Raw genomic sequence first — 22,933 nt, 5'->3', positions numbered from 1 at the left:
GTTTATCTAAATTTCAACGGAGAGTAGTTTTTCAAGTTCTGCTAAATTTTTCCGGCGCGCCTCGTCCAATTCCTTTATTCTCGAAATGATCACTTCCGGTTTTTCATAAAACTTTTCCTCATGAACCACTTCCTTGTACCGGTTGATGCTAAGATCGTAATTATTTGCTATGATTTCACCAAAGGGTACAAAAAATGATTTATCCGTTCTTTTCCGTTCAGTTTCCTGTTCCAGATTACGGAAACGGGTCACGATATCTTCAATGTCGCTGTTGGAAATTTCCTGGCGTTTGTCGTCCAGACTATACCCATCGGCCTGCATATCGTAAAACCAGACATTTTCAGTTCCGCCGGAATCCGTTCTGGTGAAAATCAAAATCGCGGTGCTGACTCCTGCATAGGGTTTGAACACGCCGGAAGGCATGGAGATCACCGCTTTCAATTGATGACGATCGCTGATTTCCTTTCGGATCTGGATATGCGCTTTTGACGAACCGAACAAAACCCCGTCCGGAACGATCACCGCTGCACGTCCGCCGATTTTCAAACCTCTCAACATCAAACCCAGAAAAAGCAATTCTGTTTTTTTGGAACTGACTTTTGCCAGAATATTCTTTTCAACAGATTCATGGTCAAGACTTCCTTTGAAGGGCGGATTGGCTAATACCAACGTGGCTGCATCCGTAAATCCGGCATTGGCTTCCGATAAAGCATCGACATCGATCAGGTTAGGATTTTCGATTCCGTGCATCATCATGTTCATTGCGCCGATGCGTAACATAGTCGCGTCGAACTCGGTACCCATGAACATTTTCTCGTTGAAATGTTTCCTAAATTCCGGGTCGCCGAAACGGTCTTCGTATTTGGTTTGCACGTATTCTGCGGATGCTACCAGGAAACCACAGGTTCCAGCCGACGGATCACAAATGACATCCTGTGGCAATGGCTCCATCATATCCACCATCATTTTGATAATGTGGCGGGGCGTACGGAACTGTCCGTTGGTACCGGCGGATGCGATTTTGGAAAGCAGATATTCGTAAATATCACCTTTGGTATCGCGGTCTGTCATCTGCACGTCGCTGAGCAGATCGATCACCTGAGCCAGCAGACGGCCTGTTGGAATCATAAAGGTGGCGCCTTTCATAAAACGGCTGAAATCTGCTGCTGTTCCCATGGTTTTGATAAAATCGAAAACGCCGGATTCTTTCCGGAAATGTGAGAACAGATCTTCCGGCTCGCGGTCTTTAAACCGGCTCCAACGCAGATCCGACTGCTCGTCCGTGTATATAGGCGACTCGATGGCCTGATGCAGCAAATTGGCCTTTAATTCCTTCGTAGTTTGTATTTCATCCAGCCGTTTAATGAAAAGCAAATACGTGATCTGCTCAATAACGGTAAGCGGATTGGAAACGCCACCCGACCAGAAGGCATTCCATATTTTATCTATTTGTGAACGTTTCTCGCCTGTAAGCATTGTGTTTTTTTAGAAGTTTGGGGAATCACCAGATGACATTTACCAATGCCAGGTAGTTTTCAAATTTTTGGTCAATGCTAATCATACCAGCATTTTCGGCAACAGCAGTTGCAACAAGCATGCGATCGTATGGGTCGCGATGATCATTTATTAGTGGGACATTCTGATATTCGAGCAAATGTGCATTACTTATGGGGAGCACTTGAATGTAAGCGTCGGTTATATCCTGAAAAATCAGATTTAAAGATTTTTGCAAGGAGAGTTTACCTAATTTTAACTTGATGGATATTTCAAAGAAGCTTGTTACACTGACATAAATTTCATTACGAGGATTTTCAATAAGTTCTCTTGCCTTTGCAGAAAGTTTTAAATCCCCCTCGATAAACCATAAAACTGCGTGTGTATCCGGCAATAACTTCATTACATATAATCTTTTAGATCGTCCAAAGGGTCATTAAAATCCGGACTCATTTGGATCGTGCCTTTTGAGATGCCAAAAGTGCGCTTCTTAGGTGCAACTTCAGTTTCTATTATTTCCTCAAATATCACCATTACCTTGGTTTTGGTATTGAGCTTCGGCGTATGTTCCAGTACGATCTGACCGTTTTCGTAAACTCCTTCTATCACAGTAAGCATAGCTATTCGTGTTTTTATTCTTTCAAATATAATCAATTATCCCCGAAATAAGTGGAAAGGAGACCTTGGAATAGAGATTCGCTTTCGGCGAGGGATTTTTTAGTTTGCTCCTTTTGTGATTCAATTTTTTCAGAAATCTTTACAAAGTGTTTTTGAAGTGCCAAGGGAGGTATTTTTAATCCAATCTTACGAATTAAGCCCAAATTAAGTCCTGTCATAATTGCACCCCGTCCCCCGGCAGTAATTTGCTTCACCACTTCGGGATTAGAATGTAAATTATAAGCAATGAAAATTGGCTCAACTTTGTCCCTATCTAAACTAATTGCAGCAAGGTGCTTGGAATTTATAGCCAGGGGCATTTCCTCCGGCACAATTGCGACTCTGCCAACTGTTGCCATTATAGAAATCAATAAGTCACCAGGTTTTACAGTGTATCGATTGAGTTTCTCATACTTTTCCAAAGAAATATAACGGAGTCTATCCCATTCAAATCTGTTGTTCACTACATTATCAATTCCAAGCACAAAAACACCATCATCAACAAATTCACTATGAAGTAAATCACTACCAAAAGGTCCGGTTCTCATACTTCCCTTTTTTTCTTCTGCAATTTCTTCAATTTTTAAAACTGGCCAGTTGGTGGAGTCAGTATTAATTTCACCAAACATTTCAATAAACGTACTTTGCAGCAACGCATCATAGTGAGCCAAAAGTTGGCGGTTTTGTTGGCGTAGTGCATCGGCTTTGTCTAAGATGGATGCGATGTGTTTTTGGGTTTGGAGATTGGGGAGTGGGATTTGTAGATTTCTCAGCGCTTCACCAGAAACGTGCGGAATGGTCGCACCTGTTCTTTGAGATTTTATTAAATCAAATTTAGAATTCAAAAATCTAAAAAGGAAGTCGTGATTTAAATCATTATTGATAATTCTTAATCTTGCCAGAGTACTTCCAATTACACCTTCAAGATTAGATCCCACTTTTCCTGCATTCGCTCCATCCCACGCAATAATCACGTCATCCTTATTTACCTCAACTCCATTTTCATCAGTAAACTTCTCGTTAATCGAATTTGACAGATCTTCAATTTGAATATATCTTTTGGAAGATTCAGAATATGGAGTCTCAGCATGTTTTTTACCCTTCGAAATTTTTACTACATCTCCTAACTTTATCTTTTTACTCATAAATAACTGATCATCAAATAATTTTCCTTTTGAAGTATTTTCAATTGGTTTAAAAACCCTCCATTTGTGCAAATGTAGGGTTTTTAGGTTGTGGTATTTCGTAAATTTTAGCGTACAATCCTCTTTTGGTTATAATTTGTTTTTAACTAAATAGATCCAAATAGTCCTTGAAAACATATAATTTGTTACGCTGCCCTCCTGAAACTTCCTTTAAGATTTCTAATCTTTCCAAATCTGCCAGCAATTTGTAATTAGTAGCCTTTGACTTTCCGGTAAGCTTTTCCACTCTTGATGCTCCAATAATGGGTTGTTCATAAAGGTATTCAACTATTTTTTTTGCTTCCTTTGCGCGGCTTCCAAAAGATTGTATTTTGATTTCGAGACTTCGCTGTAATTGCAGAATCGCATCAAATGTTTCTACTCCGTTTTTAGATATTTCAATAATTCCAACCAGAAAAAATTTCACCCATTGATTAATATCATTATGTGTTCTGGCCCTCATTAAATTATCATAATATAATGTCCTATTCCGCTCGAAATAATCTGACAAATACAATATGGGTTTTTTCAGTATTCCTTTGTCAACCAAATAGAGTGTGATAAGCAGCCTGCCTACTCTTCCGTTACCATCTAAAAAGGGATGTATCGTTTCAAATTGGTAATGAATAAGCGCAATTTTCAGTAAATCCGGTAGAAGATTTAACTCGTCATTTGCAAATTTTTCAATATCTGATATTAAATCCGCTATTGAAGTATGTACAGGCGGAACAAACACGGCATCATTTATAGAGGCTCCTCCAATCCAGTTCTGACTTGTACGATATTCTCCTGGTTGTTTATGCCTTCCTCGTACACCATTCAACAAAATTTTATGGGTTTGCCGTATTAGGCGCGATGAAAATGGAAGGGTATGTAATTGCTTCACAGCTTCATTCATAGCACTAATGTAGTTTTGCACCTCTTCCCAATCTTCCCGTTTTTCTACGGCAATCTCTTCTTTATCCAGAAACGCCTCTTCCATATTCGTTTGTGTACCTTCAATTTTGGACGACTGCGTAGCTTCTTTGGCAATATGCATTCGGATATACAAATCTATATTCACATATTCGGAATACATATCCAATCTTCCCAAAAAGCGATCTGCCTTACTCAACAAGCTAAGTAGCTTCATATCATCCACTATCCAATTTCGATTAATTTTCTCAGGTTGAAAACTTTTATAGTAACCTTGGTTAATATGGATTCCTGCTTTAAAACTCTTCATTGAAATAAGAATTAAACATTGCTTAGTTTAGAATTACATTACAAAACTAAACTAAAAATATTTTAAGTTTAGTTTTGAGCCAATAAACTAAACTAAGGAATTACTAAGTTTAGTTTATTGGCTTTAAAAATTACCTGCCTCCAAAAGCCTTTTTTATCATTTTATTAATTTCCTCCTCTGCATCTTTAATAACTTGATTTCTCATTTTATCAACTTCTTTGTCAATCCGCTTTTGATTCAAGGACACAAGTTCATCGTATCCGCCGCTGTATTCTCTTTGGCAGTTGTTGCATTTCGCATACGTTTTGTCATCTGTTAGCTGAATGTCATTGCTTCCGCAGCTTTTGCAGAGCAAAGTGATTTTTGTTTGATAATTGCTTTTCATGATACGTTTTCGTGCTGATTAAGTGAAAATAAAATCTTTTGTCGTTCCACAAAACAAAGATTGTCACTACCTATGCAGTGTATCTGCAGAGAAACATTTATTTTCGGAAATATAACCGAACCTCATGTCTCAGAATAAACAAGCCCTCATCCGATTTCACGTTTTGGACAAATGTTTTGCCAATCCCGGCAGGAAATATTTTATAGCAGATCTGCTGAATGCCTGTAATGAAAAGTTGCAGGAAATTAATCCAGGTGCTGAAGGAATTCAGATACGCCAGCTGTATGCTGATATCAAATTCATGGAAAGCGAAGAGGGCTGGTGCGTGGAGCTTGATAGATTAAAAGATGGAAAACGGACCTATTACCGATACCGTGATCCAAATTTCTCCATCGACAAACAACCACTGAACCAGGCAGAAATTGAACAGGTAAAATCTGCTATGCAAATTTTATCAAGGTTTAAAGGAATGCCGCAGTTTGAATGGGTGAATGAGCTTTCGCCAAAACTGGAACAGGCATTTCTGCTGGAACACGATAGTGATACGATTATCAGTTTCGACAATAATCAATATCTGACAGGAATCGAACATCTGGGAGGATTATTTCATGATATCTTGTACAAACGGCCTCTTTGCATTCAATACCAATCTTTCAAAAGTGAGGTGGCGGTTGAAAATATTATTCATCCTTATTATTTGAAACAATATAATAACCGATGGTTCCTATTCGGCCTTCATCATGATCGTCAGAAAATAATGAATCTGGCTTTGGACAGAATCGTTGAAATTTCAAAAAGAGGGATTCCTTTTATTCCCAATACGGTTTGTGATTTTAATACTTATTTTGAGGATATCATCGGTGTGACCAGGCACGAAAATGTTGCAGTTCAAAAAATAGTATTGGCTTTCGACAAGCAAACCGCGCCGTATATTTCTTCCAAACCGTTGCATGAATCGCAGAAAACGGTTTCAAAGGGTGAAGAGGAATTAAGGATATCGATTGAGGTAATTCCAAATTACGAGCTGGAAGGTTTGGTTCTTTCTTTTGGGGACCGGGTGAAGGTTTTAGGGCCGGAGGGGTTTAGGGATTTGATTGTGGGTAGATTGGTGGAGGCGGTGCGGAATTATGGATAGATTCATTTCACAAACTAACGGAATGCCAACGGAATGAATTCCGTTGCTACAATGTCGGCCCGGGGCGCGTAGCCATACCTACGGTATTTTTTACGTCCCAATGCCGTAGGCATGACCGACATTGTAGCGCGGGGTTTCAACCCCGGGATCGCATAATTCGTTTCAACACACAAATCCCAATATCAATTTAACCCCTTCCAAGCCTTCTCCACCATCCCCGCAATCACCTCATACCCCTTATCCGAAGGATGGAGCCCGTCATAAGTCATATTAATCGCCTCAACCGGATAAGGATATTCATCTTTTTCCGGATCGAAAGGAACGGCTGTGTAGGCTGGATATCCGTAGTTTATGTAGGTTCCGGTTTGCGGATCTTTCAGCCTTTTGAAATTGACCATATTATCCAGTGTAATTCCACTATCATGGTAAAGATCAACAACAGGAAATTTTTCAAGTTTCCCTATTTCAACGATCGCGTTAACGAACTCTTCAAGATCCTGCTTATTCTTTTTCCGATACGAACCGTAAGCATTGTTTTTAGCACTATTAATATACACAAAATCACCCCGCTGCATAGGTGTGATCAGGATTATTTTCGCTTTTTTATTGAGACTTTTCAGTTTGTTGTTAATAATGCGAAACGCTCCGTAAACCGTCCCCGTTCCGGCATTGTTTTCATAGTCATCTATTGAACCCAATGTTTTCCCCTGCCACCAGTCGTTGGTTCCCAAAAACACAGTATACACATCAGCTTTTACCAATTCGAGCGACTCAATTTTGTCGGCTATGTTGATGGAAGTCCAGCCGTTGTGGCCCTGATTGATGTATTCTATCTGAGGATGTTTTTCCGTAATTAGTGTCATATAACCTTTTGTGACACGGTTACCCGTTTCATCCTTGTGGTCATTCAGGTAGGTAATAGAATCACCGATGGCAACCCAGGTAATTTTCCGGGGTGCGGATGCAATCGATAAAAAGATTAAAACAGTAAGGAGAAAAAACTTCTTCATGGAATACAGATAGCTATGCGTTGATCTTCGAATATTAAATTTAAAACACCTACATAAACCTCCAAGTATTAAAAAATACTTATGAAATCTGAAAATTCGACCAACATTTTGTAAAGAATCAGATAGACAAAAAAGGAAGATTCTGCAATTTTCTAAAACTTTATCGAAACAAAACTAAATTGCGCGGCTTCATAGGTAAGCACACAATCCAATTCTTAAACACTCACCCTAAATTCAAACAAATGAGAATTACATTACTAGCCTCTGCCTTGTTTTTTGGCCTGATCAGTTGTACAGAAAAAATCGATACAAAAATAGAAACCGCTCCTTCTATAGCGGGAACGTGGACACTGGTTTCAAGCAAGGTGATTACCAAGGGTGATACTGTTGCAACTTTTCCCGTCACGGGCCAGGAAATGATTAAAATATTCAACGAAAATACATTCGCATTTTTCAAACATGACCTTAACGGAGGTAAAGGCGAGGCTGCAATATTCGATTCCGGTGCCGGAACTTATGAATTGAAAGACGGAAACTATTCGGAACATCTGGCCTATTGCAATTACCGCGACTGGGAAAACAGGGATTTCAAATTCAAACTACGCGTACAGAACGACTCGCTGATACAGACCGGAATTGAGAAAATCGACAGCCTCAATGTTAATCAGGAAATTGTTGAAGTTTATGTCAGGAAAAAATAAGGATAAGTAATACTATGTGAAGAGCGAAGGTTTCTCCCCCAATTATTAAGACAAAGATTTCAGTCAGTACTCACGCTTACCAATAAACGTGAATGTTGCCTGGAATTTCTGTTTTAAATTAATGGAAATTTCACGGGCTGAGATTTAGACTACAGCCTTTGCGATTCCGGATACACTTCACATGTATTTTCTCAGGAATTTTGCTTCATCATTTTTAAACGAATTGTATGGAAAGCGAAATAAAAGGAAAAGTTGTAGCGATTACAGGAGCGAGCAGCGGTATCGGCGAAGCAATTGCATTGATGCTTGCAAAACAGGGAGCAAAAGTTGTATTGGGAGCTCGCCGGTCCAATCGGCTGGAAGAACTCGTGGCTACAATTACGGAACATGGCGGGGAGGCCGTTTATACGGTTACTGATGTTAAATGCAGGCAGGATTCAGAAAAACTTGTAAAGCTAGCCTGCGACCACTTCGGAAGACTTGATGTTATGATTAATAATGCAGGGATTAGTCACTTATCCCGCATTGATGAGCTTGATGTTGAAGGTTGGGAAGAAATGATTGATGTAAATCTCAAAGGCGTTCTTTATGGTATCGCTGCGGCAATCCCTGTTTTTAAGCAACAGGGATCAGGACATATCATCAACATTATTTCCACATCCGGAATAAAAATTGTCCCGATGCAGGGTGTTTATGCGGGGACGAAAAATGCAGTTCGCACAATCAGCGAAGCCTTGCGCCAGGAATCCAATGGCCGGTGGCGCGTTACAGGTATTTCGCCCGGTTTTGTAAAAACAGAATTCGCAGACGGCATAAAAGACGAACAAATGCGCTCTGCCATTATAGATAAAATGGGGACCGTCGCGATCTCGCCTGATGCCATTGCCAGCGCTGTTTCTTTTGCCATCGGGCTGCCTTCCAATGTTGATGTCGGAGATATTGTTATCCGGCCTACTGCTCAGGATTAGTTTGTAACTTTACACAGGCACGGTCAAAAATCTTTGAGCTTTGCCTGTATTTTACAGACCATTGAAAAATAAAGTTTACAAGAAAAGCCTACGACCATGCTTCAAAACTATAACAGTATATCCGAATTGATGAGGCGAATGGAGCAGCCCAAACCACTTCATCCCCTAGTTACTCTTATCGATTATAGCCATGTAAAAGTTTCGCTGGCTGATGCGGGAAACAAATTCTCTCTTGGTTTTTATAAAATATCCTTTAAAACCAGCTTCAGCGGTCAGGTGAAATATGGTCAGGGTTATTATGATTTTGAAGAAGGCGGACTGGCTTTTCTTGCCCCGAACCAGATTGTTACGATGTCCGATAATCAAAATGGTTATGAAGGATATTCCCTATATTTTCACCCGGATCTGATCAGGAATTATCCGCTGGGTTCTGCTATTCAAAAGTATGGCTACTTTTCCTATTCCGTCTCAGAGGCTTTGTTTTTATCCGAAAAAGAAAAACTTGTCGTCGCCGCTTTATTTGAAGCAATCGCCAATGAACTCGATCATAACATCGACAATTTCAGCCAGGATGTTTTGGTTTCCCAGCTCGAACTCTTACTTAATTACAGCAACCGGTATTACAACAGGCAATTCCTTACGCGCAAGTCGGTGCATAGCGATATTATTGACAAATTGAACGTTTATCTTTCAAATCGGTTCGACAGCCAAAAATCCACTTTATCCGGATTGCCAACGGTTCAGGAGGTTTCAGATCACCTCAACGTTTCCCCACGTTATCTGACGGATATGCTAAAATCGCTCACGGGTTATAACACACAACAACACATTCATAATCAACTGATTGAAAAATCAAAAAATATCCTGAGTAATACAAGCCAGACAATCGCCGAAATCGCTTATAAACTTGGATTTGAACATCCGCAGTCTTTCAACAAATTGTTCAAACAAAAGACAAATTTATCTCCATTAGAATTCCGCCAATCCTTCGATTAACAGGTTTTTCCTGAAATCTGTTGAGCTTCGTTAAAAATTCCCTCCCGGTTGCAACCATTTGAACATTTTTGGACTCCTTAGTTTAACAGGATTATTATGCTCCTAGCTTTAAGGGCATTTTTATCCCATAAAATGCAATATCCCTAACAAATTTTTACAGACAATGTTATTTACCTCCACTATAACCTTTTGGTTAAACTATACTTTTTTTAATACAAAGACCACGCATAAAGCCTCTTTCATTTTGATTTCGAATAAAAATGATTGAGTCGGCTCCTTTATTAAAACCCGCATCAAAAGTTGTCAAATCTGAAATTAACCGGCAACTGATCTTTGTAATTCTTTGTATCGTCATTGTTGTTCCAAGATGGTATTATGTTGAAAACTTCGCGGTTGCACTGCCTTTCTGGGATCAATGGGATGCTGAATGGGTTGGGTTAAAAAACCCTGGACCGAAGGAAAGCTTGCGTTTTCAGACCTCTGGAACAGCCATAATGAACACAGGATATTTCCAACCAGGCTATTGACTTTGCTCAGTTTTGAACTTACCGGGGTGTGGAGTAACCTGACGGAAACCAGACTAAATATTTTACTCGGTGCATCGACACCGCTGTTGCTGATCTGGCTGCTTTATAAAGGGAGAGAATTATATGGACTCAGATGGCTGGTAGTCGCAGTTATTGTCGCTGGTGCTGTATTTCCTTTTTCGTGGGAAAATTTATTAATAGGTTTTCAAAGTCAGTTTTACTTTCTAAATCTTTTTACGTTATCCGCTCTTGCACTGGCAGTATTCCGTTCACGAAGTACCTCAGCGATGGTTGTCGTAGCCGGACTTTGCTGTCTAAGCATTGTTACGATGGCCTCAGGTCTTGTCACACCGATTGCCATAGCCATAGTTTACGCTGCTGACGGATATACCCAAAAGAACTGGTCACCAAAAAAACTGCTTGTTATTTCTATCCTCTTGATAATTGCCGCAACCGGATACTTTACGATGCCATACGTCGCAGGACATAATTTTCTACATGCCCAAAACATGACGGAAATGGTAAAAACGACGATCCGTGTCATGGGATGGCCACTTACAGATCATAAGTTATACATCGGTCTGATGTGGTTACCAACGTTGATTACAATTCCCGTACTCCTATCAAACCGTCGGTTTACGCGTTTTGACCTTTTGATGTTCGGCTGTTTTATCTGGACTGGCGCAGAAGTTTTGGCCCTGGCCTATGGAAGAGGACACGCGCTTTTTGATGTTTCGTCGCGATATACCGAAATCCTTCACTTGGGATTGGCTGGCAATGCATGGTTTGTTATACGCCCAACAGAAGAATTTTTTAGCGGGCAAAAGTCTAAAATTGCAATCACGATTGTTGCATTACTATTTTTTGCAGCATTGTTTTTTAGTCATGCGCAAAGGTTCCCGCTGGATATCGTAACGATGAAAAACGATCGGGCAATCAGATTAATACAAACAAAAAATGTGCATTTGTATCTGAAAACGCGTGATAAAAAACCCTCGAAAAACCCCGGATGCATATCCCCTATCCAAATTCAGAAAACTTTCAAAAGATACTTGACAATCCGGGTTTGATGAAAGTACTGCCTCAGTCCGTCCTGAATGAAAATAAATAGAATTTCATTATTTGGAGAGAAAGCTTGGCGCAAGGTAACTTTCGTCTTTTATTCAGAAGGGCTTTTTCCGGTTCTTTTTTGGATTATTAAAGACGTAGTAACTGGAGAAAATCTTGGCAAAGCATTAAAAAACGGTACGTACCTTTACCATGTTAAAAGCGGGACCAGTGATAGTTTAACAGTATCCGTCCTCATGAACGGGATTTGTGAAGTGAAAGACAAAAATGGTAAAACTGTACTTCCGGTACATAAAAATTATAAGTAATATGGAGCCTGCGCTATGTAACTGTCTTCTGATGAAGGACGAGCATAAGGAGATGAAATGATAGTCACAAACCGGCCGTGAAAGAATTACTTGTGTAAATTAAATCACTTCAGGTTCCCGGGCCGGCAACTTCCTTGCAAAAAAGGAAGGTATCGGCTCCTCGCACGGTCAATTTTAGCTACCTCGGCTAAAATTAAAATATTCAGTAAATTTTAAATGACCTGATTGATTATTTAAGAGCTGCTTTCTTAGCAGGCTTTCTTCTAAATGGTTGTGTATTTTTCTAATTTTGAGTACAAATTATTTGCGAAAAGCAAAACAATCAATAGTCGGTATTTTTCAAAAGTTTTTTTGAATTTTAATTAGTCCTGATCCGATTCCTCTTCATCCCCTCCTTTTTCAAGTCTTACAAAAGCGCCGCGTCGCGGGGCTGGCATAATGCTGTTTTTTCCACGAACCGTTTGCCATACGATCTTGCTGAAAATCAGATCGTCAATGGCGTCAGGGACGGAAAGGTCAAACTGATCAGAACGGCGCGAATTTGTATTCACCGCCACATTCTTCTGGGTAAGGTCCACACCTGCGTCTTTTGAGGTAAAAGTGGCCGGGTTGGATTTGCTGCTAAAACATCTCCACATCGGAACCGCGGCAGCGTCGTATTGACTCATCGGTTTCAAGCCCAGGATCAGTTCCATCGTTCGGAGCATTCCGGAGGTTGAATACATTGTGTGATCTACAAACCCTCTTTTCACAAAACCTCCCGCGACAAACGCAATAGAACGGTGTGCATCCACATGGTCCGGGCCATTCTGGGCGTCATCTTCAAGGATAAACACCACTGATTCATTCCAAATATTGCTTTTGGAAAGATGCTCGACAAAACGCCCGACAGCAAGGTCATTATCAGCCACCGCCGCAAATGGCGTTGGTTTGCCAACACTTGCGCCCGAGGTATGGTCATTGCCAAACCGAAGTGTATTCAGCTTCGGAAGCTTGCCGGCGATCACGAGTTCATCAAAATCCTTCTCCCAAGCCGCTTCCCGGTCGATATCCTTGTAGCCTAAATCATACCCTTCGAAGGTGGGACAATACTTGCCTTCCAGTGTTTTGATATTTGCTTTTCCATCATCTGCAAACCAGCCGTAACTCCGGAACGTTACGCCTGCTCTTAACGCATGGTCCCAGATAAATCCGTCCCTTGGGTGGGCAATTTCTTTCTGACCTTCATAATCGTAAGTTCCGCCGCGACCACCGTAGCTTGTCACCCAGTTTTTCTCTACGTAATCGTTGGCATAAGCTGCCGAGGACCAGTTATGTCCGTCGGCACTCACCTCGGCATCTACATAAAAGTTATCCAGCAATACAAATTCACGGGCCAACGCGTGCTGGTTTGGTGTTACCTTTTCCGGAAACAAACAAAGCGAAGCATCTCCGTTTCCTTCCTTCATATCGCCGAGAATCTGATCGTAAGTACGGTTTTCCTTGATAATGTAGAATACATATTTGATGGGTGACTTGTCTCCTACTTTCATGGGAACCGGGTTTCCAGCCTCACCTTCCGCATTGAGTTCCTTATTTTTGGTATAAGGCGTGTTGGCGTAAACGGCACGGGAGTATGCTGAGAGTTCCTGCTGTGACGGTGCATCAATGATCGACAAAGTTCCTTTAAACAACCCACCAATATATTGTTCCCGACCTGTATACGCCTGTGGGTTTGGACCAACCTGTTGGGGAACTTTTGACAGGTTGGGATTAGGGCCTTTCGGATTTGCTTTGGAGGAAAATCCTTTTCCGTTAGTGACAAATATCTTTGAACCTATGATTTTGACAGCAGTCGGATACCATCCTGTCGGGATAAAACCAATGGAATGGCTGCGTCCTTTGGTTTCCACGTCAAATACGGCAAGACAGTTGTTATCTGCATTGGCAATATACAATGTTTTCTCATCCTCGCTCATTGCCAGCCCGTTAGGCGTGGTACCGACTGGCGCATCCGGGAAAAGGGATGTGGTCAATGTTTCGGATATCTGGCGTTTGGCAACATCAATGAGCGCAACAGTGTTGTCATTGCCATTAGCAACATACAAAAACTTTCCGTCTTTGGTCAGCAGCAGATCGTTGGGGTTCTTATTGGTGGCAATATCCGCTGATATTTTCTGGGTTTCGGTATTTACAATCACAACCCGTGAGCCACCCCAAAGTGAAACGTATAGTTCTTTTTTGTCATTGGAAAGCAAACAAGTATATGCTGCCGCACCAAGATTTAACTTTCCAATCGTCTTTTTGGTTTGAGAATCACATATGTAAAGCGAGCTATCTTCTTTCGTGACCACATAAATCCTTTTCTGAGCATCGTCGACAGCTATGCCCGTAGGCGATATTTTAACAGGCCAGGGTTTACCCAATACGATCGGTTCCACAGGAACAAGCTGCTGATTCTCAATTTTGAATACTAAAATCGTATTATCATTTCCGCCGGACGCATATAGAGTTTTTTCATCCTGACTGAAAGCCAAACCCAGATACGATTTAGTCACTTTGGCAGAGTCCAGCACTTTTTCCGAAGCCGCGTCAATTAAAGTAATGCTCTGCGTGCTTTGACCATTATTGGTAACAGCCAGATATTTTTTGGAAGGAGAAACCACCAGGTTCAAAGGCAGATCATCCAGATCCAGGCTCCTTCCAACCGGCGTGAGTGACCATCCATTGGGTAAATGAATTCGTTTAGACGAAAGCCCTTTAAAAATGGCAGTCTCCTGCTGCACGCCAGAGCCTATATTTTTCTTGCAGCTGTAAGTAAAAACACCCGCAAACATCAGGCAAAGTATAAATTTTAATTTTTTTGTCATGGTGAGTTGGTAGTATTATTGCATTCAGACGGTTCCTGGGTAAAGTGAATCATTTTTCCGTACGAAACCACATAGCAGGAAATACAGAATTACGAAGCAACTACAAATTGTCTTCATCGGTCAAAGATTTATCTACAAGATTATAAATCTAATTGTTCTACTCAACCAAAAAAAATTAACCTAATTATCAATTTGTTAAGTTAAACGCCCGTAAGACTTTTTCGAACGCACTTACAAGATGAAAAAACTCTTCAAACATTCCCAGAAGGAAAGCCGATAAACCTGGTATCCGGAGAGGGGTTAGAAAACCTTAAACACAGCTACGTTATACCTTATATGTGTATTTGTGAAAAGTCCAGCGTCAGATGTAATCGGATTATTAAACCACCTGCCTAATAAATTTCCTCAAAACTGGTAGAACTTCTGCAAAAAGCTCTACTAGTTAATATGGATTTGTCGGACGGATACAGAACTTCAGGTTAGACAATTGCTTTATGCTATTTATATTTTCAGTACTAGAATTCCGGAAAACCAGTCTTTCAGGAAAGGAGTCTTGTGTAACCCTATGTCTTATCGAAAGTGATTGGTTATGTAACCTAATATTTTTGCTGCCTCGCCAGCCATTCAGCTCCGCCTGATTTCTACCTAAGTTTTTTCCTGAAAAATTTACTTTTCCCCGATTTCTCTCAGGCAGCTATTCAATAAATTCCCAGTGCTCTTTGATTCCCCTCCTGATCCGGAGGAACCGGAGGGTCCAGGTGATGGAGAAGGTTCTGGGCCAGGTGAGGTTGATACATTTCAGGGATTTCCTCAAAATCCTACAAATAATCAAAAATTTACTTATACCAACCCTAGTGGAGTTAGTACAACTTTCACTTACAATAGCGAATTTAAACTTTGGATGTTGCCTGAAGTAACTTTTTTGCTTGCCCGAGGTGGACAAGTTAATCTTAATGTACCTCTCCCACCAAGTTATAATGGTAAAGTACTAGCCGCCATTGCGACAGTTGCTATACCTGAACCGACACCTGTGGGTGAGATTGTTCTTGCAGGTGCAGCGGCAGTAGTGACTTCAATGTATATTTATGATCAAATCGTGTTTGTCAATTATTTGAGAGAACATCCTCATTTGGGTAAGTGTATTGAATACTATGTAAGATGTAGAGAAGATCTGCCTTCTAATACGCCTTGCGACATGTGTTTACACAAATGTCGGGCGATAGCAGAGTGGGATCAGCACCAATGTCTAATTTAATTTTTTCTAAATTGCTAATTAATGGAAGATATAGAAAATAAGCTTCATAAGTTAAGAGTTGATCTTTATACAAGTGACTTTGTAGATGCCGAAGAAAAAATTAGAAAATTTAGATCTGAATATTCTTCAATATCTCTCAATCCTTATATAGAAGGAAAGCTTACTATGCTGTTAATTGACAGCTACTCGATTTCCGGTCGATTGGCTGAAGCGTTAGATTTGAGTATTAATTTACAGAAGTCGAATGATATCTCGGATAATATCCGTTTGCTGCTAACTCTTATTATTGCACAAACATTAACAGACCTGGGGAGGTCAAGTGAAATAAACGCCATTATTGAGACATCATTAGACGACGAGCGTTATCTAAAACCATTAAATGGTTGGATGTTTTTAGATATTTTATCTTTTTATACATTTCATTCCGAAAATTCATATAAACTATTTGAAAAACAATTAAAAAATATTGAAGACTATCTGGGTATTGCCCTTGATAGGAATAATATTGGTAACTCTATAAGCACTACAAGACATTCCTGGCTATCAGAAAAAACGACCCTGAATGATATCCGGTCATCGAAATCACTTTTAAGCATGGAAGAGTATAAAAGGTCAATTTTGGATTTTATTTCTATCGCCAAGTTCAAACCACACATTTTAGAAGCGGAACGTCTTATAGGGTCCCTACAATAATAGATTGTTGACAGATATTTAAATTCTGATGCTGCGATTCTATTATAATACAAAGGATATGCTACCTTTAATCTGTTCAAAAGCTATTTCCCCTGGTTTACCTAATAAAGTATTTTAAGCAAAGTGAATAGAAAGCCATATTTGATTGAAGTACAGGTCGCGCGAGAAAAGATTGATGATTTTAATGAATATCCATTCGATATCCCTGCCATCAAAAATCTTTCTTCGATACGGTTTCACGAAGATGTGACTTTCTTTGTAGGAGAAAACGGTGCCGGAAAGTCGACTTTGATAGAGGCGATTGCTTTAAGTCTGGGATTTGGCCCTGAGGGCGGCACCCGTAACGTGCAATTTTCGACCCATAACAATACGTCGAAACTTGTTGATTATCTAAGATTGATCCGAGGCTATAAATCACCTGATGACTATTACTTTTTGAGTACAGAAAGTTTCTACAATGTAGCAACATACATGGAGCAGATAAATTATATCAAGGGATATGGCGGCTCTCCACATACGAAGTCACATGGAGAATCTATCCTGGCAGTGTTAACAAAAAAATTGCAGGGGAACGGGCTGTACATATTTGACGAACCAGAAGCAGCACTATCACCGGCACGGCAATTAACTGCTTTGGCTGCTATTAATCAATTGGTTCAAAAAAATTCACAGGTGATAATCGCCACCCACTCACCTATATTACTGGCATATCCTAATGCTGTTATTTATCAATTAGACGAAAATGGAATCACGGAAATTTCATATCAGGATACACCTCAATATCAAATTACGAAGGGTTTTTTGAATGATTATAAGCGGATGATTAATATATTGCTGGAAGGCTGAAAATGAATTCCAGGATAGTAAAACAACAAGGAACGTGGGTGCCCTGCGCATTTTGTTCTTTAGAGCTTCTTAATAACATTGGGCTTAATTGAGTTAAATTAAAAGAAAGTGCAAAAAGCGCCACGGGTTTCGGGTAGCATTTTGGTTGCGCGCATATTATCTGTATTCAAATCTCAGGGTCATCTTTTAGAATATTTTGAGAATTATCCGGTATGAAGAATGGAGATGACGATCTATTTGTCATTTTGGACTCCTAAACCTATTTTAAAACCTATAAATTACATCCTAAAGGCAGGAATACTGCCTTTAGGATTAGATATACCAAGCTGATGGGAAAGAAAAATCCTACACGAAGGTCGTGACGGTTTTTCTCCTTTCTTTTAATTTAACCTATCGTTTGAAAGGATCCCAAAATGGTAGTAAAGAAAAGCCTACCTGCACGAATGGTGTGGCACCCGTCTTATTTTTGATCAGATAGTCGTTCTGTTTCGCCCCAACCCTGAATATCCTGGATTGCAGGGTTGAATTAAGCCCTCCTGAGAAACTTAGTACGGCCTTTCGGGTAAGTCTGTGCTCAAACATAAGTCCGGTCTTCAATTCCGTTGTCGCGAAGGTCATACGGTGTGGCAGCATTGGATTTGGTCCGTCAAATCCAAAGAAAGAGTTATTGCCAGCCATTTCGCTAAAGATACTTACCGAGTTCTTTTTCGCTATTGTTCTTCGGAGCGCCACCCTGTATGGCAGGTCTGCCAACAAGTCGATGTCCACGGCTTTAAATTTATGCCAGTAGCTGATTAGGGGAATAAAAGGTGTCAGTGACGAAGGGTCGATATTGAGTACCACACCGACGGTCATATTCGTGTTTTCCTTTCGAATGATCGGCACGGTAAGAATCCCAAGGAAGCGAAACTGCTTGCTGGCAAAATCAGGATTGAACAGACCTCCCACAGAAGCTGTAAGTGAAACAGGAATATTAAACACCGTATCGCGTCTGTTGAAGCTTGCGGCCAGGTTGATCATGGGTACGTAGCGTGTTTCCTCTGAAACCGAATAATCAGGGTCTTGGCTGGTCATCTGGTTCAAGTCGAAAAACTGGTGGACGAACCCTATGCTTGCAACTGCAGTATTTTTTTTCTGAGTCAGGATAGGAATATTCATGTTGACTGTTGTCCTGGACACCCGCATCCGGCCGTTAAAGAAAGCGTTCCCATAAAGTTTGGAACGAATATTTCCTTCACCGTTGCTTTGATGTGTTATCGTCAGTTGACGTATCCTGGGGTAGATCAACGCTGCTTCGTCGATACGCGCTGACCGGATGGAATCGATCATCTTTCGTTTCATAGCCTCCATCATTTTTTGTCTGACCGGGTCGACTTCCTGCTGGGCTTGCACATAGCCAGAGGCTACTAAAAATAGAATCAACACTTTGATATTACGCATAAGTTTTTTTTACTGGTATAGAATGAAGTTTTGTAGGTTACGGTGATGCTTAGATCGGTCATGATTCCATTTTCCGCCAGAGGTTTGCGGCGATAGCGAACCAACTGGCGGAAAAATAGAAATACCTTTATAGAAGGCTTACTGATATATGGCTAATGACCGGAAGGTTTGCTAAATCCTTCTTCGATCCAAAATTCACCATTTAAATAGCAGGACAGAAGGGGTTTAAGCACGAAGCAGACAAAAAAGGAAATTAGTCGGCACCCAGCAAAAAGAAAAGACCGGGATTCTTATTGGCATTGCTTTGCAAACATCTTATTTGGAATCGGGACGGTAATGAGGTTAAATAATCTGGTATTGTTTTTACCTTCTTCACAAGATTAAATTGCCAGGAAAGTTCGCATTGACGTTCGCTTGATTCAGGGTATCGACGGCGGTTGTAAATATTTAACCCGGTGGAGGACTTTCAGCAGGATCTTGCTAAATCAAATAAACAGTTGCGATGCGTTTTATTGAATGCAATAAAGCAATTAACCGATATGATAAGATCTTATCATTTCAAGGCATATGACAATCGCTGTTTTACAAAATGTAAAAACCAAAAATTGGCTCGTATTTTCTTAATCGCTAACCTTGCTCAGGTTGCCGCCTTATTGTCGCTTTTGCCAGCTTCAAGAAGAAAGTCTTAGCTCATACGTCAGCAAATTCATACTTTCGAAAATCATGAAGCACAAATTCAATTATACCACGATAGCCAGGCGGTTTACATCTCATTATCCGCTGCTGAGCTCATTGATAACTCAAATTAGCTTTTGGATAATGGCCAACGCAGTGCTGGGCCTAATCATATTTTTATACGTCAGATCCCTTGAATCTATTTATCCCGTTATCGCTGATCAAAGACTTTCACCGGTTATGGTGATTGCTATTCTGCTCGGGTTTTTATATGGTGCCACGCTTGGATTAGTTGATCATTACGTTGAAATTTTCTCTTTCCAAAAAAGATCAATTGGTCAAATCATATTGATTAAAACAATTCTATCAGTAGGAACCTTAACTACGATGTTGTGGCTGATACTTGATAAGCTTCATGAATTTATTTTTGCCAGTGTCATTCAACAACACCAGCTCCCAATTAATGACAGATTCTGGCATTATGTCCTCTGTATGCTCGTGGTCTATTACCTGTTTATGACGCTTATCATAAACTTTGCAATTCAGGTCAATAAGAAATTTGGGCCGGGCGTCTTGCTACCGCTTTTATTTGGGAAATACAGAAATCCGATAGAGGAAGAACGTATTTTTATGTTCATGGACTTAAAATCTTCTACCAGTATTGCAGAGTCATCCGGACATTTACAATATAGTGCTTTCATCCGTGACAGCTTTTATGACATTAATCAGCTCATACCTCGTTATCATGCAGAAGTTTATCAGTATGTAGGAGATGAGATTGTATTAAGCTGGACAGTTCCGGAGGGACTGAGGAAACTTGCTTGCATACAATTTTTTTTGCCTGTGAAAAACTCTTTGAGGATAAAGCAAATTATTACCAGAAAAACTACGGACGCGTACCACAGTTTAAAGCCGGACTTCATATGGGTATCGTGGTAGCAGTTGAAATCGGTGAAATAAAACGAGACATTGCTTATCATGGCGACACTTTGAATACCGCAGCCCGCATTCAAAGTGTGTGTAATGACTACAATAAAAAGCTGCTTGCTTCAGAACATCTTATCTGTCACATTAGTATTCAGCACAGCTTTACGACAGAAATGTTGGGGACGATTCATTTGAAGGGAAAAGTGATACCAATAAACATTGTAAGTATTGGTCAGATACAGTAAAAAATTACATTTTTTGCTCTAATGCTGCGATCCACGAGTTACTATCCTGTTTGCCAAAAATTGAGGCCAATCAAGTTTCTGATAACCATTTGAGGAAGGCGGGGGCTTTTTCTTTGCTAATTGTGATACTCTCGTCTATGGGTACTGAAATATTTAACGATAACTTCCTGGAAAATATGCTGGACGCGGTAACGATAGCTTTTCGGTGAACAAGTGTTTGTCTGTTAACCCTGAAAAAATCATCACCGACGATTTCTTCAAGCTCTTCAAGACTTTTTCCCGGATAATATTTTTCTCGTTCAAATGTCATGATGTGAACATTACCATTTTCGAGGCGAAACAATGCAATATTATCAATTTTCAAAGGTTTGATCGTGTCCCGGTACTGGATCAGTATTGAAGAGGGCTTTGGAGATTTAATTTCTGACAAAAGTCGTTTTATAGATTCATATTGACCCGACTGCGCGTCGGTGTTGGCCTTGGTTAATTTTCTGAATTTCCGTAGAGCTGCGTCCACCGACTCAGAAGAAAAAGGTTTAAGTATATAGTCAATTCCATTGGCATGGAATGCGTTAAGCGCATACTCATCGTACGCAGTACAAAAAATTACCGGTATAAATTCACTTCCTAGAATTTCGAAGCTAAGCCCGTCACCTAATTGAATATCGCTAAATATAAGGTCAGGTACGGCATTTGATGCAAACCACTTCTTTCCTTCTTCAACGGATTTAAGGATCGAGACAATTTCTATTGAAGAATCTAATTCCACAAGGGTTTGCGCCAGATCCAGTGCGAGGGCACTCTCATCTTCTATAATTACAATTCTCATTTCTCCAGAATTTTTATGGTGACTGTGAAATTTAAGGTATCAGAAGTAATACTTATATCTTCGCTTCCAATAAACTGATAACGCTCTGAAAGATTTGAAAGCCCATAACCCGTGGATGGTTCCTTGTATCTTCGTGGTTGCAGGTTATTGGAGACTCTTAGATAATCCCCCAGTTGCTCAATTTTTATGTGGATCGGACGATTTTCTGTCAAATCGTTATGTTTAAGAACATTCTCCACAAGGGGTTGGAGGGAAAAATACGGCAAATACTGCTTGTCAATTACTTCTTCGTCAATTTTAATGGAATAGGTAAGTGCAGAGCCAAACCTGACTTCCTGCATTTTCAGATAATCAAGACAAAATTTCAACTCATCCATTATCAAGGCAGTCGTAGTGTTCTGGCTCGATATGGCTACCCTGAGAAAATTAGCCAGATGGATCAGATAACTTTCACCTTGTTTTTCATCGATCTTATAAAGCGACTTTATTGTTGTCAGCGAGTTAAAAAGAAAATGAGGGTGAATTTGCTGTATCAGTAATAAGTTCTTGGTTTCACTTGCATTGGCTTTAAGTTGAAGATTTTCGATTTCGCTTTGCATCCTTCCATGCTGTATAATGACTAGCCTTTGCACGATTAAGATAAGCGTATTTAGAGCTATAACCGCCACCAGGGATGGTGCATAATCCCATAACTCATGAAATCCTTCTGATTCCCAGGGCAGCCCTGTAGCTGCCGTATAAAGAAACCTGGTAAGCGTCCCGATAATAATGGAAATGGTAAAGCTCAGCACATAAAATCTGCTTGGAAGATGTTGGTCAGAAGAACTTTTTTCTTTGTGAAACAACTTTAACAGAAACAAATTGCTAAAGCTTGTTGCAGCGAAAAAAAGCAATGATTCAAAAAAACTGTTTGTCGCTACCCTTGTATCCTCAATAATTGAAATCAGGAAAATAAATATAACAAGTGAGGACATCAACGAGACGATCCAATTCAATTTGACTAGGCTCTTTACAGGTAATTGATTTGCCATTGCTCGAGTAAACTATTTTAACGCGAATTCTTATTTCCCAAAGATACATTTATCGTTGACAATGAATTTCGCTGGTACTTCATATTCAGGACAGCCGCCGGCGTAACCCTGTTCGTTACTGAGCTGCGGTCACTCCATTTTCTCTTTACATCTCCCCCTGCAAATTTGGCAAAAATGAATCAAATTGGATAACGTCTAGCTTGTGAGCCGGACAAAATATCGCATAAGCAGGTCAAAGTTAGGATTAAATGAAATCTTAGCTTCGAGCTGTTAATTCATCTCCCAGGAGATTGGTGTCGTTGACCACCTCATTCCGAAAACAGTACTAATGTACTCCGGTCTTAAAAGATTTATCTAAATACTAGAAGATGTCGGTAGGTCTAGTTGTTTAATAGCATCGGATGATCCATCTGCTAAGGAATCAAATGGACGATGATCTGAATTTCAAGCGATTAAAGAATCTACGCACCGTTTCTATGGAAGAC

General features: G+C 40.2%; 22 protein-coding genes. 11 read left to right on the top strand and 11 right to left on the bottom strand.

Features of this window, described 5'->3' with window-relative positions; translation table 11 throughout:
• Nucleotides 1-6: 6 nt before the first annotated feature.
• The 6 genes from FDK13_RS11200 to FDK13_RS11175 all read right to left on the bottom strand — a co-directional run bounded on the left by FDK13_RS11200 (nucleotide 7) and on the right by FDK13_RS11175 (nucleotide 4,945).
• Nucleotides 7-1,476 carry a type I restriction-modification system subunit M gene (locus FDK13_RS11200; RefSeq protein ID WP_137340064.1) on the bottom strand — a complete coding sequence of 490 codons (1,470 nt, stop codon included), beginning with the start codon at nucleotides 1,474-1,476 and terminating at the stop codon, nucleotides 7-9.
• 25 nt (nucleotides 1,477-1,501) lie between these two features.
• Nucleotides 1,502-1,897 (bottom strand): type II toxin-antitoxin system VapC family toxin, encoded by a 396-nt coding sequence (locus FDK13_RS11195; RefSeq protein ID WP_137340063.1) that lies wholly within the window; start codon nucleotides 1,895-1,897, stop codon nucleotides 1,502-1,504.
• The gene (locus FDK13_RS11190) at nucleotides 1,897-2,112 is read right to left on the bottom strand and encodes a DUF2281 domain-containing protein (RefSeq protein ID WP_137340062.1); all 216 of its coding nucleotides are present in this window, start codon (nucleotides 2,110-2,112) and stop codon (nucleotides 1,897-1,899) included. Before FDK13_RS11190 ends, FDK13_RS11195 begins: the two co-directional genes overlap by 1 nt.
• A 32-nt stretch (nucleotides 2,113-2,144) precedes the next feature.
• On the bottom strand, nucleotides 2,145-3,368 hold the full coding sequence (locus FDK13_RS11185) for a restriction endonuclease subunit S (RefSeq protein ID WP_137340061.1): 1,224 nt from the start codon (nucleotides 3,366-3,368) through the stop codon (nucleotides 2,145-2,147).
• 70 nt (nucleotides 3,369-3,438) lie between these two features.
• On the bottom strand, nucleotides 3,439-4,560 hold the full coding sequence (locus tag FDK13_RS11180; RefSeq protein WP_137340060.1) for a Fic family protein: 1,122 nt from the start codon (nucleotides 4,558-4,560) through the stop codon (nucleotides 3,439-3,441).
• Nucleotides 4,561-4,690: 130 nt separating this feature from the next.
• Nucleotides 4,691-4,945: a hypothetical protein gene (locus FDK13_RS11175; RefSeq protein ID WP_137340059.1), complete on the bottom strand. Its 255-nt coding sequence runs from the start codon at nucleotides 4,943-4,945 to the stop codon at nucleotides 4,691-4,693.
• A gap of 124 nt (nucleotides 4,946-5,069) precedes the next feature.
• Between FDK13_RS11175 and FDK13_RS11170 the strand changes: the two genes are divergently transcribed.
• The gene (locus FDK13_RS11170) at nucleotides 5,070-6,080 is read left to right on the top strand and encodes a helix-turn-helix transcriptional regulator (protein ID WP_137340058.1); all 1,011 of its coding nucleotides are present in this window, start codon (nucleotides 5,070-5,072) and stop codon (nucleotides 6,078-6,080) included.
• Nucleotides 6,081-6,262: 182 nt separating this feature from the next.
• Here FDK13_RS11170 and FDK13_RS11165 read toward each other — a convergent pair whose 3' ends face one another.
• Nucleotides 6,263-7,090, bottom strand: a complete 828-nt coding sequence (locus FDK13_RS11165; protein WP_137340057.1) for an SGNH/GDSL hydrolase family protein — start codon at nucleotides 7,088-7,090, stop codon at nucleotides 6,263-6,265.
• Between the two features lie 242 nt (nucleotides 7,091-7,332).
• Here FDK13_RS11165 and FDK13_RS11160 point away from each other — a divergent pair, with 242 nt between their 5' ends.
• The 5 genes from FDK13_RS11160 to FDK13_RS11140 all read left to right on the top strand — a co-directional run bounded on the left by FDK13_RS11160 (nucleotide 7,333) and on the right by FDK13_RS11140 (nucleotide 11,658).
• Nucleotides 7,333-7,791: a hypothetical protein gene (locus tag FDK13_RS11160; RefSeq protein WP_137340056.1), complete on the top strand. Its 459-nt coding sequence runs from the start codon at nucleotides 7,333-7,335 to the stop codon at nucleotides 7,789-7,791.
• Between the two features lie 227 nt (nucleotides 7,792-8,018).
• The gene (locus FDK13_RS11155; protein WP_137340055.1) at nucleotides 8,019-8,759 is read left to right on the top strand and encodes an SDR family oxidoreductase; all 741 of its coding nucleotides are present in this window, start codon (nucleotides 8,019-8,021) and stop codon (nucleotides 8,757-8,759) included.
• 96 nt (nucleotides 8,760-8,855) lie between these two features.
• Nucleotides 8,856-9,755 (top strand): helix-turn-helix domain-containing protein, encoded by a 900-nt coding sequence (locus FDK13_RS11150; protein WP_229216006.1) that lies wholly within the window; start codon nucleotides 8,856-8,858, stop codon nucleotides 9,753-9,755.
• A 427-nt stretch (nucleotides 9,756-10,182) separates the two neighbouring features.
• A complete protein-coding gene (locus FDK13_RS11145; RefSeq protein WP_137340054.1) occupies nucleotides 10,183-11,352 on the top strand; it encodes a hypothetical protein in 1,170 nt (389 codons plus the stop codon).
• 27 nt (nucleotides 11,353-11,379) lie between these two features.
• Complete coding sequence (locus tag FDK13_RS11140; protein WP_137340053.1) at nucleotides 11,380-11,658, top strand: hypothetical protein; 279 nt, start codon at nucleotides 11,380-11,382, stop codon at nucleotides 11,656-11,658.
• 362 nt (nucleotides 11,659-12,020) lie between these two features.
• Here the strand turns inward: FDK13_RS11140 and FDK13_RS11135 are convergent, their stop codons facing one another.
• A complete protein-coding gene (locus tag FDK13_RS11135; protein ID WP_137340052.1) occupies nucleotides 12,021-14,507 on the bottom strand; it encodes a bifunctional YncE family protein/alkaline phosphatase family protein in 2,487 nt (828 codons plus the stop codon).
• Between the two features lie 712 nt (nucleotides 14,508-15,219).
• Here FDK13_RS11135 and FDK13_RS11130 point away from each other — a divergent pair.
• The 3 genes from FDK13_RS11130 to FDK13_RS11120 all read left to right on the top strand — a co-directional run bounded on the left by FDK13_RS11130 (nucleotide 15,220) and on the right by FDK13_RS11120 (nucleotide 17,301).
• On the top strand, nucleotides 15,220-15,762 hold the full coding sequence (locus FDK13_RS11130; RefSeq protein WP_137340051.1) for a hypothetical protein: 543 nt from the start codon (nucleotides 15,220-15,222) through the stop codon (nucleotides 15,760-15,762).
• Nucleotides 15,763-15,783: 21 nt separating this feature from the next.
• Nucleotides 15,784-16,455: a hypothetical protein gene (locus FDK13_RS11125; RefSeq protein ID WP_137340050.1), complete on the top strand. Its 672-nt coding sequence runs from the start codon at nucleotides 15,784-15,786 to the stop codon at nucleotides 16,453-16,455.
• A 123-nt stretch (nucleotides 16,456-16,578) separates the two neighbouring features.
• Nucleotides 16,579-17,301 (top strand): AAA family ATPase, encoded by a 723-nt coding sequence (locus FDK13_RS11120; RefSeq protein ID WP_137340049.1) that lies wholly within the window; start codon nucleotides 16,579-16,581, stop codon nucleotides 17,299-17,301.
• 390 nt (nucleotides 17,302-17,691) lie between these two features.
• Here FDK13_RS11120 and FDK13_RS11115 read toward each other — a convergent pair whose 3' ends face one another.
• The gene (locus tag FDK13_RS11115; protein WP_137340048.1) at nucleotides 17,692-18,741 is read right to left on the bottom strand and encodes a ShlB/FhaC/HecB family hemolysin secretion/activation protein; all 1,050 of its coding nucleotides are present in this window, start codon (nucleotides 18,739-18,741) and stop codon (nucleotides 17,692-17,694) included.
• 723 nt (nucleotides 18,742-19,464) lie between these two features.
• On the opposite strand from FDK13_RS11115, the gene FDK13_RS11110 reads away from it, so the two are divergent.
• Both FDK13_RS11110 and FDK13_RS11105 read left to right on the top strand, forming a co-directional pair.
• Nucleotides 19,465-20,355, top strand: coding sequence for a hypothetical protein (locus FDK13_RS11110; protein ID WP_137340047.1), 891 nt, complete (start codon nucleotides 19,465-19,467; stop codon nucleotides 20,353-20,355).
• Nucleotides 20,340-20,588 (top strand): adenylate/guanylate cyclase domain-containing protein, encoded by a 249-nt coding sequence (locus FDK13_RS11105; protein WP_137340046.1) that lies wholly within the window; start codon nucleotides 20,340-20,342, stop codon nucleotides 20,586-20,588. The genes FDK13_RS11110 and FDK13_RS11105 overlap by 16 nt, the downstream gene beginning before the upstream one ends.
• Nucleotides 20,589-20,658: 70 nt before the next feature.
• Here FDK13_RS11105 and FDK13_RS11100 read toward each other — a convergent pair whose 3' ends face one another.
• Together FDK13_RS11100 and FDK13_RS11095 are read right to left on the bottom strand one after the other, a co-directional pair.
• The gene (locus FDK13_RS11100; protein ID WP_137340045.1) at nucleotides 20,659-21,417 is read right to left on the bottom strand and encodes a LytR/AlgR family response regulator transcription factor; all 759 of its coding nucleotides are present in this window, start codon (nucleotides 21,415-21,417) and stop codon (nucleotides 20,659-20,661) included.
• Entirely contained in the window at nucleotides 21,414-22,262 is an 849-nt protein-coding gene (locus tag FDK13_RS11095) for a sensor histidine kinase (RefSeq protein ID WP_170982781.1), read from the bottom strand. The genes FDK13_RS11100 and FDK13_RS11095 overlap by 4 nt, the downstream gene beginning before the upstream one ends.
• Nucleotides 22,263-22,933 lie beyond the last annotated feature (671 nt).

This window comes from Dyadobacter frigoris (assembly GCF_005280585.1).
GTDB lineage: Bacteria > Bacteroidota > Bacteroidia > Cytophagales > Spirosomataceae > Dyadobacter > Dyadobacter frigoris.
Note: the sequence above shows the minus strand (reverse complement) of the source record. Positions and strands in the feature narration are given on the sequence as shown.

What these genes read in the sequence shown, in the direction of transcription:
- FDK13_RS11165 (WP_137340057.1), bottom strand. Translation starts at nt 7,090, where the DNA reads ATGAAGAAGTTTTTTCTCCTTACTGTTTTAATCTTTTTATCGATTGCA.
- FDK13_RS11200 (WP_137340064.1), bottom strand. Translation starts at nt 1,476, where the DNA reads ATGCTTACAGGCGAGAAACGTTCACAAATAGATAAAATATGGAATGCC.
- FDK13_RS11140 (WP_137340053.1), top strand. Translation starts at nt 11,380, where the DNA reads ATGAAAATAAATAGAATTTCATTATTTGGAGAGAAAGCTTGGCGCAAG.
- FDK13_RS11155 (WP_137340055.1), top strand. Translation starts at nt 8,019, where the DNA reads ATGGAAAGCGAAATAAAAGGAAAAGTTGTAGCGATTACAGGAGCGAGC.
- FDK13_RS11160 (WP_137340056.1), top strand. Translation starts at nt 7,333, where the DNA reads ATGAGAATTACATTACTAGCCTCTGCCTTGTTTTTTGGCCTGATCAGT.
- FDK13_RS11150 (WP_229216006.1), top strand. Translation starts at nt 8,856, where the DNA reads ATGCTTCAAAACTATAACAGTATATCCGAATTGATGAGGCGAATGGAG.
- FDK13_RS11170 (WP_137340058.1), top strand. Translation starts at nt 5,070, where the DNA reads ATGTCTCAGAATAAACAAGCCCTCATCCGATTTCACGTTTTGGACAAA.
- FDK13_RS11105 (WP_137340046.1), top strand. Translation starts at nt 20,340, where the DNA reads ATGGGTATCGTGGTAGCAGTTGAAATCGGTGAAATAAAACGAGACATT.
- FDK13_RS11145 (WP_137340054.1), top strand. Translation starts at nt 10,183, where the DNA reads ATGGGTTGGGTTAAAAAACCCTGGACCGAAGGAAAGCTTGCGTTTTCA.
- FDK13_RS11175 (WP_137340059.1), bottom strand. Translation starts at nt 4,945, where the DNA reads ATGAAAAGCAATTATCAAACAAAAATCACTTTGCTCTGCAAAAGCTGC.
- FDK13_RS11110 (WP_137340047.1), top strand. Translation starts at nt 19,465, where the DNA reads ATGAAGCACAAATTCAATTATACCACGATAGCCAGGCGGTTTACATCT.
- FDK13_RS11125 (WP_137340050.1), top strand. Translation starts at nt 15,784, where the DNA reads ATGGAAGATATAGAAAATAAGCTTCATAAGTTAAGAGTTGATCTTTAT.
- FDK13_RS11115 (WP_137340048.1), bottom strand. Translation starts at nt 18,741, where the DNA reads ATGCGTAATATCAAAGTGTTGATTCTATTTTTAGTAGCCTCTGGCTAT.
- FDK13_RS11180 (WP_137340060.1), bottom strand. Translation starts at nt 4,560, where the DNA reads ATGAAGAGTTTTAAAGCAGGAATCCATATTAACCAAGGTTACTATAAA.
- FDK13_RS11190 (WP_137340062.1), bottom strand. Translation starts at nt 2,112, where the DNA reads ATGCTTACTGTGATAGAAGGAGTTTACGAAAACGGTCAGATCGTACTG.
- FDK13_RS11135 (WP_137340052.1), bottom strand. Translation starts at nt 14,507, where the DNA reads ATGACAAAAAAATTAAAATTTATACTTTGCCTGATGTTTGCGGGTGTT.
- FDK13_RS11100 (WP_137340045.1), bottom strand. Translation starts at nt 21,417, where the DNA reads ATGAGAATTGTAATTATAGAAGATGAGAGTGCCCTCGCACTGGATCTG.
- FDK13_RS11195 (WP_137340063.1), bottom strand. Translation starts at nt 1,897, where the DNA reads ATGAAGTTATTGCCGGATACACACGCAGTTTTATGGTTTATCGAGGGG.